Source organism: Janibacter cremeus (assembly GCF_029395675.1).
Classification (GTDB): Bacteria; Actinomycetota; Actinomycetes; order Actinomycetales; family Dermatophilaceae; genus Janibacter; species Janibacter cremeus_A.
The window spans coordinates 47,123-59,841 of sequence record NZ_CP115184.1 but is presented as its reverse complement, the minus strand read 5'-3'; the positions used below and the strand labels follow the sequence as shown (position 1 = coordinate 59,841).

Below are 12,719 nucleotides of genomic sequence, written 5' to 3'. Positions count from 1 at the left end.
GCAATGTCCGCAAGCTCCCCCTACGCCGATGACCTGCGTCTGGCCCACGTCCTCGCGGACCAGGTCGAGCCGATCTCCTTGGCACGCTTCCGGGCCGACGACCTCGTCGTCGAGTCCAAGCCCGACCTCAGCCCCGTCAGCGACGCCGACCGCGCGTGCGAGGAGGCCATCCGCTCCCAGCTCGCGCGCGCCCGTGGGCGGGACGCCGTCGTCGGGGAGGAGTACGGCACGACCGGCTCCGCCCAGCGACGCTGGATCATCGACCCGATCGACGGCACGAAGAACTACGTCCGCGGCGTGCCCGTCTGGGCCACGCTCATCGGACTCGTCGACGGGGACGAGTGCGTCATGGGCCTGGTCGCCGCACCCGCCCTCGGCCGTCGCTGGTGGGCGGCGAAGGGGGCCGGCGCCTGGACCGGGCGGTCACTCGCGCAGGCCCGGCCGGTCTCGGTGTCGAAGGTCTCCCGGCTGGGTGACGCCTCGCTCTCCTACAGCTCCCTCGAGGGGTGGCGGAAGCTGGGCCGTGCCCGCTCCTTCCTCAACCTCACCTCCGACCTGTGGCGCACCCGGGCGTTCGGGGACTTCTGGTCCTACATGCTCGTCGCCGAGGGGGCGGTCGACCTGGCCGCCGAGCCCGAGCTCGAGCTGCACGACATGGCCGCCCTCGCCGCGATCGTCCAGGAGGCCGGCGGGCGGTTCACGTCCCTGGACGGCGAGCCCGGCCCCTGGGGTGGCAACGCCTTGGCCACCAACGGGTTGCTGCACGACGAGGTGCTGCGGCGGTTGGCCCCCGACGCCTGACCGCCCGGCGCAGGGCGCGGTGCTGGAGCTCGTCTCAACATGCGGGAGTGTGATCCAGGCCATAACGTGCGGTGCACCCCTACCGAGAGGAACGCACCATGAGACGACCAACCCGCGTCGCCACCGTCGCCGTCGCGAGTCTTGGCTTGTTGATCAGCGCCACCACCGCCGCAGCGCATCCCACCCACAAGGAGGGCGAGGGCAAGGCGGCCGGCTTCGATCTGGTCCAGGAGGACATCAGCCCCGGTGGGGTGCCACAGGAGCCGATGAGCGATCTGCGCTGCGAGGACGGCATGGCCGGGGACCTCTTCCCCTGCCACAAGGTCGATGTCGCCTCCTTCACCCCGCTGAAGGACCTCGGCGACAGCATCTGGGCCAATGACGTCTGGGGCTGGACCGACCCGCAGACCGGCAGGGAGTACGCCCTGGCCAAGCTCTACGAGGGCACCGCCTTCGTCGACATCACCGACGCGGCCAACCCCGTCCACCTCGGCGTGCTGCCGGCCGCCGCCGAGGGCTCCGGCAACATCTGGGGTGACATCAAGACCTACGGCAACCACGCCTACATCGGCTCCGAGGCCGCCGGGCACGGCGTGCAGGTCTTCGACCTCACGAGGCTGCGCGGCGTCACGTCCGAGCAGGACTGGAGCGAAGACACCCGGATCACAGGAGTCGGGCAGTCGCACAACCTCTACGTCAACGAGGAGAGTGCGTCGCTCTACGTCGTCGGCTCCACGCGCGGCGTCACCGCCCCCGGCTGCGCCGACGTGGACGGCGGGCCGATCATGTACGACCTCTCCAGCCCGGGCCAGCCGGAGCTCGCCGGATGCTACGGCGAGGACGGCTACACCCACGACATCCAGTGCGTGGAGTACGCGGGCCCGGACACCGAGCACGCCGGTCGCGAGATCTGCGTGGCCTCCAACGAGGACACGGTGACGATCCTCGACGTCACGGACAAGTCCGCGATCGACATGCTCGCGCGCGTCTCGTACACGACGGCCGCCTACACCCACCAGGGCTGGTTCACCGAGGACCAGGCCTACTTCCTGCTGGGTGACGAGCTCGACGAGCTCACCGGCACGGTCGACAGCACGACGACCTACGTGTGGGACCTGCAGGACCTGGACAACCCGGTCCTGCGTGGCGCCGACGGCAGCGGGAACCCGTCGATCGACCACAACATCTTCATCAAGGACGGTCTCGCCTACCAGAGCAACTACACCTCCGGTCTGCGGGTCATGGACACCTGGAAGGCCGAGCAGGGCCGCCTCACCGAGCGTGGCTTCCTCGACGTCTACCCCAACGACGACGAGACGAAGTTCGCTGGCACCTGGGGCAACTACCCCTACTTCGAGTCCGGGAAGGTCGTCGTCACCGGCGTCGAGGAGGGCCTGTTCGTCCTCGAGCCGCGGGTGAAGTCCTCCGGGGAGTTCGGGAAGAAGTAACTCCCTCGGGTGGGGTGTGCTCTCGTGGGCACGCCCCACCCGTTCCGCCGGCCATCGAAGGTTGTGTGTTGAACCGGTAGCCACGGCGGCCGGGGATGCCCCCAGGGCGGTGCCGGCTCCCGGGCCTACCGGTTCAACACACAATCAACCGGCTACAGCGCGTATCTGGCCGGGTCCTCCAGGTGCCGACCCGACCGGATCACCCTGAGCAACGTCTGCGACGCCCTCCCCCACCCACCGAAGGTCATCCAGTGGGTCAGCCGCGTGGTGAAGTACCCGAGTTCGAGCGCGTGCAGGTCCCGAGTGCGGTCCTTGGCGTAGGTGTCCTCCCCCGTGTGGTGCGCCCGGCTGTCACTCTCGAGGATCCAGCGCCGTCCGGCCAGGTTGTCGACCCTCCCGAGACCGGGGATCTCGACCTGCGGCGTCACCGTCACGTTGTGCAGCTGCAGGAAGAGCCTGACCTTGCTCTCCGTGCCGGACTCGGCCAGGCCCGAGACCCGGGCCAGCACACGGGCAACGCCCCGCGGGGCCGAACACGCCAAGGCAGCCACGTCCTCAGCGCTGATGAGGCCCTGGTGGAGCGCGGAGTCGGCCAGGATCCCGACGTCGAGTGGGGCGAGGCAGGCGACGGCGTGCTCGAGCAGCAGACGTGGTGACGCGACGGCCGCCTCCTCGGGCCAGCTCCCGTGCCACCCGTGTCCGACCCATCCCGGCCCGACCGGCCGCCGGCGACCGTAGACGTGCAGGCCCGAGGCCGGCGGAACCCACAGTCCGTGCTCCCGGGCCGCCATGACGCAGGTCGGTCGCAACCCCTCGGCCAAGGCATCTCGGACCTCGGGAGACGTGTCGGGCGTGACGTAGTACCTGCCCGCGCGCTCGACCTCCCCCTTCGCCACCGCTGCCGACAGCTCACGTGCGGTCCCCTGCCAGTCGCTCCTCGTGTAGATCACGAGACCAGCCCAGCGGCCTCGTGCCTACGGATGCGCCGTCGCTGCCTGCCTGTGGACCACCGGCTCACGCCGACGTACTTGTGGGTTGCAGCCGGCGTGGTTGTGTGTTGAACCGGTCGCCACGGCTGCCGGGGATGCCCCCAGTGCGCTGCCGGCTTCCGGGACTACCGGTTCAACCCACAACCGTCAGCCCGGGACGACGGATACCAGCCCTGTCCGGGCCGAGCCGACCGGATCAGTTCGGGACGACGGTGACCGGGCCGAGGCCGAGGTCCTCGACCTGGTCCCGGTACAGCGAGGCGTCACCCACGACGACGACCGTCCACTCGTGGGTGACCTGCTCGCGCCAGGCACGGCTGAGGTCGTCGGCCGTCAGCCGGCGCATCGCCGCGATGGTGTCGCTGGTGAAGGTCAGCGGCAGTTCGTCGCCCGCGAGGCCGGCGGTCTCGTCGGCGATCGCGTCCGCGGTGTCGTAGCGACCCGGTGCGGTGAGGCTCATGAAGTCCACGCCCGCGCGGGTCTCCTCCTCGGTGAAACCGGGGGCGTCGGTGAGGATGCCCTTGAGCAGGCGCAGCGAGTCCACGGTCGAGTCGGCGCGCACGGAGCCGGCGACGGTGAAGGCAGAGCCCACCTGGCGGGGGCGGAACCCGGAGCGGATGCCGTAGGTGTAGCCCTTCTCCTCGCGCAGCACCTGGTCGATGCGGGCGTTCGGGGCGCCGCCCATGACGTAGGCCAGCACGGGGAAGGGGGCCCACCCGGACTCGACCCGCCGGTCCGGGCCCGGGGCGCCGATGAGGATCTCCGACTGCACCGAGCCGGGCCGGTCGACGAGGACGACGCGGGCGGCATCGGCGGCACGCGGAGCCGGCTCACGGTCGACCGACCGCACACGACCGGAGGTGGTCCAGGCGCCGAGGGTCGAGCCCAGCAGCCCCTCGACGTCGACCCCGGTGAGGTCGCCGGCCACGACGACCGTCGCCCCCTCGGGGTGGACGTGCTCGGCGTGGAAGTCGACGACGTCCTGGCGGGTCACCGCGGCGACCGTCTCCGCGGTACCCCCACCGGGCCGCGAGGCGCGGATGGCGGGGTCGTAGTAGGTCCTCGCCCACTCCTTGAAGGCGCGACGGCCGGCCGAGGCGCGCTCCTGCTCGATCTCGGCCAGGCGGGTGCGCTTGATGCGCGAGACCTCCGACTCGTCGAAGACCGGCTCGGAGATGCACTCGGTGAGCAGCTCCAGCGCCTCCCCGAGGAAGCGCTGCGGGACGTCGAGGTCGACGCCGAGCGCAGCCTCGCTCATGCCGGCACCGATCGCGATGCCCCGCCGCTCGAGCAGCTCCGACAGCTCGCGCTGGCTGTGCGTGCGCGTGCCCTCGTCGAGCAGCCGCGCCATGATCCAGGCGACGCCCTCCGTGGCCTCCGGCTCGTGGCGCAGCGCGACCGGCACGGTCAGGCGCACCGAGATGACGTACTGCCCCGGCACGTCGTGCACGAGGGCACCGATGCCGTTGGGCAGGGTGAGCTCACGCGGCTGGGGGAAGGACCACTCCCCCGGCGCGGCGACCTGCGGACGCGGGACCGTGGGCGTGCTCATGCTGCCTCCTCCTGCTGCTCGGCGGCTCGGTAGACGACGGCGGCGCGGTGCTGCGGGCGCAGCCAGGTGTCGGCAGCGGCGCGCACGTCCTCGGGGGTGATCGCCGCCAGCCGGTCGAGGAAGGTGTTGATGTAGCCGGGGTCGTCGTGCAGGCACGTGTAGTGGCTGATCAGGTCGGCGCGCTCGTCCTTGGCGGCCAGCGACGACAGCCACGCGCGCTCCGCCTGGGCCCGCACCGCCTCCATCTGCTCGGGCGTCGGGCCCGCGTCGGCGAAGGCGGTCAGCTCGGCGCAGACCTGCTCCTCCAGCTCGTCCGCGTCGACCCCGTCCGCGACGTCGACGATCACCAGGCCGAGGGAGACCCCGTCGACGAAGCCCATCGCCCCGACGTCGATCGCGTTGGCGCGCTGCTCGTCGCGCACGAGCCGCTGCTCCAGCGGCGAGAAGCTCAACCCGCCGAGGCAGTCGAGGGCCATCGAGGAGGCGAGGAACTCGTCACCGGTCCTGCCCCCTTCGGCAGGGAGGCGGAAGGCGAGGTGGATGCGGTCGTTGGGCACCTCGTCGACGACCTCCTCGCGCGCCGGCTCCGGCAGCGGGCGAAGGGGGGCGACCGGCCCCCTTCGCGGCTCGGCGTGGTGGTCGAGGTGACCGAAGTAGCGCTCGACGAGCTCCAGCCCCCGCTCCGCGGTGACGTCACCGACGATCGTCAGGACCGTGTTGTCCGGGGCGTAGTGCCGGCGGAAGAAGTCGTGCACGTCGTCCACCGTCGCCGCGTCGAGGTCCTCCATCGACCCGATCGTCGGGTGGTGGTACGGGTGTCCCTCGGGGAAGACGGTCGCGTAGATCCGCGTCATCGCCTGGCCGTACGGCTGGTTGTCGTAGCGCTGGCGCTTCTCCTCCTTGACGACGTCGCGCTGGTTGTCGAGGTTGTCCTGCGTCACGGCCGCCAGGAGGTTGGCGTGCCGGTCGGCCTCCAGCCACAGCGCGAGCTCGAGCGCGCCGGAGGGGATCGTCTCGAAGTACGTCGTGCGGTCGAACCACGTCGTCGCGTTGAGCCGGCCACCGACGCCCATGAGCGCCTGGAAGTGCTCACCGTTGGCGACGTGCTCGCTGCCCTGGAACATCAGGTGCTCGAAGAGGTGGGCGAAGCCGGTCGCCCCCGCCTCCTCGTGTCGCGAGCCGACGCCCACCCACATGTTGAGGGTGACGGTGGGCGTCGTGGCGTCGGGCTGCACGATGACGCGCAACCCGTTGGAGAGGGTGTGGTCCTCGAAGGGAAAGTCCAGAGGCATGCCCTCGAGCCTACGACGCGTGGTGCTCCAGCTCGTCGTCGCCGTCCGGTCCCGGGTCCGCGAGGTTGGGGTAGGCGCTCGGCCCGAGGTCCTGCATCGCGGTGCGCGCGAAGACCTGCTGGAAGGTCGAGACCCGCTCGTTGCGGCTGTCCCCTACGAAGGTGATGATCCAGTTCAGCAGTGTCGAGACGCGGTTCTTGAAGCCCACCATGGCCATGAGGTGCACGGCCAGCCACGCGAGCCAGGCGAGGAAGCCGGTGAAGTTGATCCGGCCGATGCTCGCGACGGCCGAGTACTTCGAGATCGTGGCCATGGAGCCCTTGTCCCGGTAGCGGAAGGGGGCCTGCGGCTCCTTGCCCGCCAGCCGGGCGAGGATCTCCTTGGCCGCGTAGCGACCGCCCTGGATCGCCAACTGGGCAACGCCCGGGTAGCCCTTGAGGTTGATCATGTCGCCGACGACGAAGATCTCGGGGTGGCCCGGGACGGTCAGGTTCTCCTCGACGTGCACGCGCCCGGCGCGGTCGACCTCGACGTCGGTCTGCTCGGCGAGCATCGCGCCCAGGGGGGATCCGGCGACACCGGCAGCCCAGACCTTGGTCATCGTCTCGATGGTGCGGTGGCTGCCGTCACCGTCCTTGACCTCGATGCCGTACTGGTTGACGTCGGTCACCATCGCCTCGAGCTGGACCTCGACGCCCTGCTTCTCCAGGCTGCGGCGGGCCTTGTCGCTGAGCCGGTCACCGAAGGTGGGCAGGACCTTCGGCGCGCCGTCCAGCAGGACGACCCGCGCCTCGCCCGGGTCGATGTGGCGGAACTCGTCGGCCAGGGTGCGCTGGGCCAGCTCGGCGATCTGGCCGGCCATCTCCACCCCGGTCGGCCCCGCACCGACGACGACGAAGGTGAGCAGGCGACGGCGCTGCTCCGGGTCGGTCGAGGTCTCGGCGAGCTCGAAGGAACCGAAGATGCGGCCACGCAGCTCGAGGGCGTCGTCGATGCTCTTCATCCCCGGCGCGAACCGGGCGAAGTGGTTGTTGCCGAAGTAGGACTGGCCGGCACCGGCAGCGACGATCAGGCTGTCGTAGTGGGTGACCGTGTGCTGGTTCAGCGACTCCGAGTGCACGGTCCTCGCCTCGACGTCGATCCGCTGGACGTCGCCGAGGATGACGCGCACATTGCGCTGGTGGCCGAGGATGTCGCGGGTCGTCGGGGCGATGTCGCCCTCGGACAGGATGCCCGTGGCCACCTGGTACAGCAGCGGCTGGAAGAGGTGGTGACTCGTCCTGGAGATCAGGGTGACGTCGACGTCCTCGTTGCCCAGCTCCTTGGCGGCGAAGAGGCCGCCGAAGCCGGACCCGATGATGACGACATGGTGCTTGCCGGAGTTAGCGCTCACCCGTCCATTGTCGCGCAGGTTCGGACGAAGGGGGAAATCCACCCGGAGTTCCTCGAGTCACACGGTCGACGGCGATGAGTCACCGACGGTCGAGGTGCGAGGCCGCCCGCGGCCGAGGTGCAGTTCGCGATGGTCGAGGTGCGAGGCCGCCCGCGGCCGAGCCTCGAGACCCCGGCCCGCGACCGACCCGGGCGCCCCCCTTCGCCCCACGTGCTCAGCCGGCGAAGGCCGCCTGCCCCTGCATGGCGGAGGAGCCCAGATCGCTCTTGGGCAGGGCCTCACCCGCGACGACGGCCGCGGTCCAGTCCTGCGTGCTCGCGACGGCGGCGAAGTTGGAGTGCAGCAGCACGAGCAGGGTCTCGTGCAGCTGCTCGGCGGAGACCTTGCCGGCCTCGTTGGCCAGGTGGATGGCGCCGCTGGCGTCGGAGAGGATCTCCGCCGAGAGGCCGAGCTCCTCCGCGCCCACCGCGGTGCCGATGTCGCAGTTGTTGGTCATGAAGCCGACGATCGTGATCGTGTCGACGCCCTGCTCGGCCAGCCACGGCGCGACGTCGGTGCCGGCGAAGACGCTGGCCTTGTCCTTGGTGGCGCGCTTCCACGACGGCTGCAGCCGCTTCTCGACCTCGGGGTGCAGCGACCAGCTGTGGCTGCCCTCCGCGAAGACGGGAGACCCCTCCGGCGCCTGGTGCTGCACGACGACGACCGGCAGGTCCTGCTCTGCGGCCACGTCGAGGGCGGTGGTGATGTTGGCCAGGGACGTCTCGGGGGACGGCGCCTGGATCTGCAGGATGCCGTCGAAGTACTCCTGCTGGACGTCGATGACGACGAGGGCTCGCTTCGGTGCGCTCATGTGTTCTTCTCCTTGGTGGGTGGTGCGTGGTGGGCCGGTCAGGCGTCCGGGAGCCCGTAGTGGTCGGCGAGCAGCTCGAGGGTGCGCGCCTGGGTCCGGCGCGAGTGCCCCATCACGACGAGCATCAGCTCGTCGACCTGCGTGCGGTCGTGGAGTCGCTCGAGGGCCGCGGCCACGTCGGCGGCGGTGCCGTTGGTGAAGCGCTCGGTGTAGACGTCGAGGACCTGCTCCTCTTGCGCGGTGGCGGGGTAGGCCTCGACCTCCTCCGGCGGCAGCACGGCGTAGGGCTCCCGCTTGAACATCCGCAGCATGGCCATCGCCGCCGAGCGCGCCTGGCGGCGGGCCTCTCCCGGGTCGTCGTGGGCGACGGCCGGGACGCTGAGCAGGGTGTACGGCTCCTGCAGCTGCTCGGACGGGCGGAACCGCTCCCGGTAGATCCGCATCGCCGTGTCCACGTCGGCGTCGCCGAACTGCAGCGCGAAGGCGTAGGGCCGTCCGAGGTGGGCCGCGAGCTGCGCCGAGTACGGGGACGAGCCAAGGACCCACGCCTGCGGGATGCCCGGGCGCGCCACCCGGTTCTGCTCGGCCTGCCACGGACCGGGCGCGGCGTGGACGTGCCGGTACGGGTGGCCCTCGGGGAAGTCGTCGGACAGGAAGCCGAGTAGCTCGTCCACCTGGTCCGGGAACCCGTCGTTGGCGTCCGCTCCGCGACGCAGTGCCGCCGCTGTCGCCGGGTCGGTGCCGGGTGCGCGCCCGAGGCCCAGGTCGATCCGGCCGGGCGCGAGCGCCTCCAGCATCCCGAACTGCTCGGCGATGACGAGGGGTGCGTGGTTGGGCAGCATCACCCCGCCCGCACCCAGGCGGATGCGCTCGGTCTCGCCGGTCAGGCGCGCCAGCATCAGCTGCGGGGACGAGGTCGACGCACCGGGCATCGCGTGGTGCTCGGACATCCAGAACCGGCGGTATCCGCGCCGCTCGGCAAGCCGGGCGAGCGCGATGATCTCGCCGAATGCCTCGGCGGCGGTCTGCCCCACACCGGTGTGGGCGTTGTCGAGCACCGACAGGGCGAAGGGGGCGGTGCCGGCGGGCGAGGTGGGGGCCATGGGCTGGCAATCTCCGGTTCTCACGGAAGTACAGGACGTTATGCGTGATGAACGGTAGCAGGCACCTCACGGAATAGTGCAACTGATACCGTGAGACACATGGCCCAGACCCCTCTCCCGCCCGCTCCCGGGGCCGACGAGCACGCCAGCCTCGCGCTGGTCAACAGTGCGGTCACCCTCCCGGGCGGTCAGCGGGTCGACGAGCTGGGCAGCCCCGACGAGGCGACCGCCTGGCTCGTCGAGCGCTCCCTCGCCCCCGACGAGGCGGCGCTCCTGACCTACTGCCAGGGCAAGCTCGCCGGCCTGCGCACGGACCTGCGGGCCGCCTTCACCGCCCACGTCGAGGACCGCGCCCCGGACCCGAGCGTGCTGGACCGGATCAACCGGGCGCTGACGCGGGTGCCGAGCGCCCCCCTTCTGCGGTACGACCCGCACGACGGTCTGCACCGCTCACCGGAGCACCCGGCGACGCAGGTCGTCGAGCACGCGATGGCGCAGATCGCCGAGGACGCCGCCGAGCTGCTGACCGGTGATCGCGCGCCGCTGATCGCGCTCTGCACCGCCGCCCCCTGCGACCGGTTCCTCGTGCGCACCCACGGTCGTCGGCAGTGGTGCTCCACTCGCTGCGGGGACCGCGTGCGCGCGGCCCGGGCGTACGCGCGCCGTCAGGAGCGGGCGAGCTCACCGGCCTGAGATCCGTGCCGCCCTACTGGTACGAGACGAACCACGGCCGCGGCTCGAGGTCGTACGTCCGCTCGGGCGTGAAGGTCGGCGTGTCCTCGTCGTAGAAGTTCTTCCACCCCATCCACACGTCCTCGGGCAGGTCCTGCTGCAGCCTGCGCCACGTGCCCATCTTCAGGCCGGGCGTGCCGTGGCCGTCGGCGTGGAGGACGGTCGCGAGCTCCTCGTGCGAGGTGTCCAGCTGCTCCCGGTCGGCGATCATGTGCGAGCTGAACTGGTGCAGCAGGAAGGTCTTCTGCGGCAGCGAGTGCTCGCGCGTCAGCCGGGCCAGCCAGTCGGCGGTCGCATTGACCTCGTCGATGGCCACCGACCCGATCTGGTCCATGTGCCGCTGACCGGGCTCGAGCCGCCACTCCGGGTCCAGGGCGAGGCCGACGTGCGGTTCCCGCAGCAGGTCCTCGTACCGCTTCGCCTGGGTGAGGAAGTCGGAGTGGCCCGGCTGCAGGTCCAGCACGACGTACACCCCGGCGTCGCCGGCGGCCTCGACCCAGGGGCGGAGGCTGGCGGGATCGACCTCGCGGGAGTGGTCCCCGTCGGCCCCCGGCTCGGAGTCCGCGACGGTCGCGATGATCTCGAAGGCCGGGAGGACTGGAACCTCGCTGTGGTCGTCGTAGTCGCCTGCGAGGCCCTTCGCCCGCTCGATGCTCGCCTCGATGCCCTGCTCCCCGAGCGGTCCCAGCTCCGAGGTGCCCGGCGTCCCGTACAGGCCGACGAGGCGACGCCCGGGGAAGACGGTCTGGCCACCGCCGGGCAGCTGGGGCACCGACGTGGCGGTCTCCACCCGGGCGGCGAGCTGCTCGCTGGTCCCGAAGGACCCACCGACGGCCACCCAGGAGGTCTCCTTGGCCGCAGTGGTCGCCCGGACGGTCGCCCGGGTGGCTCGTGGGTCCCCGCCCGGCACCTCGATCGCGTGACCGCCCGCGGCCCGGACGTTGGCCGTGACCACGGCGGCCGACCGGTCATGGTCCGCCGTCGGGTCGAGCACGGCCGTCACCGGGGCGTGCGCGTCGTCCGTGTCGAGCGAAGGGAGGGACATCGCCTCGGTCGTCGCGTCCGGGTCGACCTCGATGGTGGCGTGGTCGTCGGTGAGGGCCTCGGGGGCGTCGCTGCCCTCGGCGACGACGAGGGTGTCGGCCCCCAGACGGTCGATCTCCGCCGCGACGTCGTCGTGGCCGGCCACCAGGAGCGGCAGGTGCGCCTCCCGGCTGTTGTCGGCCAGCTGGTCGACGGAGTCGCCAGTGGCGAGGAAGACGACGTCGGAGGCGGCGAAGGCGGCTCGGCTCGAGGCGACCGAGGCCGCGGACGCACCAGCGGCGGCCACGATCGGCTCGGCCACCGCATCGGCGAAGTCCACTGCCGCACGCTCGCTCGAGCAGGCCGTGAGCCCACTCAGCACGAGGACGCTCGCCGCGGCCGTGGCGGCCGTCGGCGCCCCTGATCGACGAGATCGCATCCCCCGAGTATCAGGGGCCGTCGCGGGTGACCACATCAGGTGCGCTCGGCGTGGCGGATGTGACCTGGCGGTAGACCGTCGTACCGGCCCCGGCCGTCAGCCTTCGGACACGTCCACCACGAGCTTGCCGCGGCTTTCGCCCGCCGCGAGTCGGTCGAAGGCTGCGGGTGCATCGCGGAGTGAGTACACGCGGTCGATCCGCGGCGTGACGGCGCCCTGGACGACGAGGGCGGTCACCGCCTCGAGCTCGGCCCGCGACTGGGGGACGACCAGCACGCCGACTCTCTTCCCGGTGGCACGCCCCACGAGCGGTCCGGCGACCGCGGTGCCCAGCAGGATCCTGGCGGGGCCGCCCACCGCCGCGTACCTCCCACCGCGCCGCAGGGGGCGGTGCACGCGGAGCGGCGAGCGATGGGCCACGAGATCCACGATCAGGTCGAAGCGGTCGTGCGCGTCGGCCCAGTCCTCAGTGGCGAAGTCGATCGTTCGGTCGGCCCCGATCTCGCGCAGGAAGTCACCCTTGTCGGCCCTGTCGACCGCCGTCACCTCCGCCCCGGAGTGCTTGGCCAGTGCGACGACGAACACACCGCCGGCGCCGCCCGCGCCGTTGACCAGAACCCGATCACCCGACCGGACGTCAGCGGTCGCCCTGCGCGCGATGCCGCCCGCCTGCGGGATCGTCGAGGCCTCCACGAACGAGAGCCCCGCGGGCTTCCGGGCCAACAGCGTGGGTCGTGCGCAGACGAAGTCGGCAAGCCCACCCCGGTATCCGGCCAGCTCGCCGAACAGCTCGTCCCCCACGGCGTACTCCGTGACCGCCCTGCCGACCGCGGCAACGACGCCCGCGACGTCGGACCCAGGCACCGGGTCCCGCGGTCGGCGCAGTCCGTTGGTCCATCGCGCGTACGCCGGACTTCCCACCAGGTTCTCCCGGTCCGAGCCGTTCAAGGAGACCGCACGCACTCGCAGCAGGATCTCGTCGGCAGCGGGGGCGGGCTCCGGGAGCTCGCCCAACCGGAGCACGTCCGGTCGGCCGTACCTGTCCTGGATGACAGCTCGCATCGGGACCCCTGTCTGCGACCGACGCCGGTCACTGT

At 71.5% G+C, this 12,719-nt stretch carries 11 protein-coding genes; 3 read left to right on the top strand and 8 right to left on the bottom strand.

The genetic code is table 11. The features are described from left to right. Positions 1-3: 3 nt before the first annotated feature. Together O9K63_RS00270 and O9K63_RS00265 are read left to right on the top strand one after the other, a co-directional pair. Positions 4-801 carry an inositol monophosphatase family protein gene (locus O9K63_RS00270; RefSeq protein WP_277239704.1) on the top strand — a complete coding sequence of 266 codons (798 nt, stop codon included), beginning with the start codon at positions 4-6 and terminating at the stop codon, positions 799-801. A 98-nt stretch (positions 802-899) separates the two neighbouring features. Then, a complete protein-coding gene (locus tag O9K63_RS00265) occupies positions 900-2,249 on the top strand; it encodes a choice-of-anchor B family protein (protein ID WP_277239702.1) in 1,350 nt (449 codons plus the stop codon). A 152-nt stretch (positions 2,250-2,401) separates the two neighbouring features. On the opposite strand, the gene O9K63_RS00260 is transcribed toward O9K63_RS00265, so the two are convergent. The 6 genes from O9K63_RS00260 to O9K63_RS00235 all read right to left on the bottom strand — a co-directional run bounded on the left by O9K63_RS00260 (position 2,402) and on the right by O9K63_RS00235 (position 9,428). Continuing rightward, positions 2,402-3,199, bottom strand: a complete 798-nt coding sequence (locus tag O9K63_RS00260) for a hypothetical protein (protein ID WP_277239700.1) — start codon at positions 3,197-3,199, stop codon at positions 2,402-2,404. Between the two features lie 235 nt (positions 3,200-3,434). Then, positions 3,435-4,790 (bottom strand): M16 family metallopeptidase, encoded by a 1,356-nt coding sequence (locus tag O9K63_RS00255; RefSeq protein ID WP_277239698.1) that lies wholly within the window; start codon positions 4,788-4,790, stop codon positions 3,435-3,437. Then, positions 4,787-6,082 carry a M16 family metallopeptidase gene (locus tag O9K63_RS00250; protein WP_277239696.1) on the bottom strand — a complete coding sequence of 432 codons (1,296 nt, stop codon included), beginning with the start codon at positions 6,080-6,082 and terminating at the stop codon, positions 4,787-4,789. The genes O9K63_RS00255 and O9K63_RS00250 overlap by 4 nt, the downstream gene beginning before the upstream one ends. Positions 6,083-6,092: 10 nt before the next feature. Continuing rightward, entirely contained in the window at positions 6,093-7,475 is a 1,383-nt protein-coding gene (locus tag O9K63_RS00245) for an NAD(P)/FAD-dependent oxidoreductase (protein ID WP_277239694.1), read from the bottom strand. 214 nt (positions 7,476-7,689) lie between these two features. Further along, positions 7,690-8,325, bottom strand: coding sequence for an isochorismatase family protein (locus tag O9K63_RS00240; protein ID WP_277239692.1), 636 nt, complete (start codon positions 8,323-8,325; stop codon positions 7,690-7,692). 38 nt (positions 8,326-8,363) lie between these two features. After that, positions 8,364-9,428, bottom strand: coding sequence for an LLM class flavin-dependent oxidoreductase (locus tag O9K63_RS00235; protein WP_277239690.1), 1,065 nt, complete (start codon positions 9,426-9,428; stop codon positions 8,364-8,366). 99 nt (positions 9,429-9,527) lie between these two features. Between O9K63_RS00235 and O9K63_RS00230 the strand changes: the two genes are divergently transcribed. Next, positions 9,528-10,121 carry a CGNR zinc finger domain-containing protein gene (locus O9K63_RS00230; protein ID WP_277239688.1) on the top strand — a complete coding sequence of 198 codons (594 nt, stop codon included), beginning with the start codon at positions 9,528-9,530 and terminating at the stop codon, positions 10,119-10,121. Positions 10,122-10,134: 13 nt separating this feature from the next. On the opposite strand, the gene O9K63_RS00225 is transcribed toward O9K63_RS00230, so the two are convergent. Continuing rightward, complete coding sequence (locus O9K63_RS00225) at positions 10,135-11,622, bottom strand: hypothetical protein (protein ID WP_277239685.1); 1,488 nt, start codon at positions 11,620-11,622, stop codon at positions 10,135-10,137. A 96-nt stretch (positions 11,623-11,718) separates the two neighbouring features. Continuing rightward, a complete protein-coding gene (locus tag O9K63_RS00220; RefSeq protein WP_277239683.1) occupies positions 11,719-12,684 on the bottom strand; it encodes an NAD(P)-dependent alcohol dehydrogenase in 966 nt (321 codons plus the stop codon). Positions 12,685-12,719: the final 35 nt, after the last annotated feature.

Excerpts from the sequence above, each read along its gene's own strand:
- O9K63_RS00240 (WP_277239692.1), bottom strand. The coding sequence starts at position 8,325 with ATGAGCGCACCGAAGCGAGCCCTCGTCGTCATCGACGTCCAGCAGGAG.
- O9K63_RS00230 (WP_277239688.1), top strand. The coding sequence starts at position 9,528 with ATGGCCCAGACCCCTCTCCCGCCCGCTCCCGGGGCCGACGAGCACGCC.
- O9K63_RS00220 (WP_277239683.1), bottom strand. The coding sequence starts at position 12,684 with ATGCGAGCTGTCATCCAGGACAGGTACGGCCGACCGGACGTGCTCCGG.
- O9K63_RS00235 (WP_277239690.1), bottom strand. The coding sequence starts at position 9,428 with ATGGCCCCCACCTCGCCCGCCGGCACCGCCCCCTTCGCCCTGTCGGTG.
- O9K63_RS00225 (WP_277239685.1), bottom strand. The coding sequence starts at position 11,622 with ATGCGATCTCGTCGATCAGGGGCGCCGACGGCCGCCACGGCCGCGGCG.
- O9K63_RS00255 (WP_277239698.1), bottom strand. The coding sequence starts at position 4,790 with ATGAGCACGCCCACGGTCCCGCGTCCGCAGGTCGCCGCGCCGGGGGAG.
- O9K63_RS00250 (WP_277239696.1), bottom strand. The coding sequence starts at position 6,082 with ATGCCTCTGGACTTTCCCTTCGAGGACCACACCCTCTCCAACGGGTTG.
- O9K63_RS00265 (WP_277239702.1), top strand. The coding sequence starts at position 900 with ATGAGACGACCAACCCGCGTCGCCACCGTCGCCGTCGCGAGTCTTGGC.
- O9K63_RS00270 (WP_277239704.1), top strand. The coding sequence starts at position 4 with ATGTCCGCAAGCTCCCCCTACGCCGATGACCTGCGTCTGGCCCACGTC.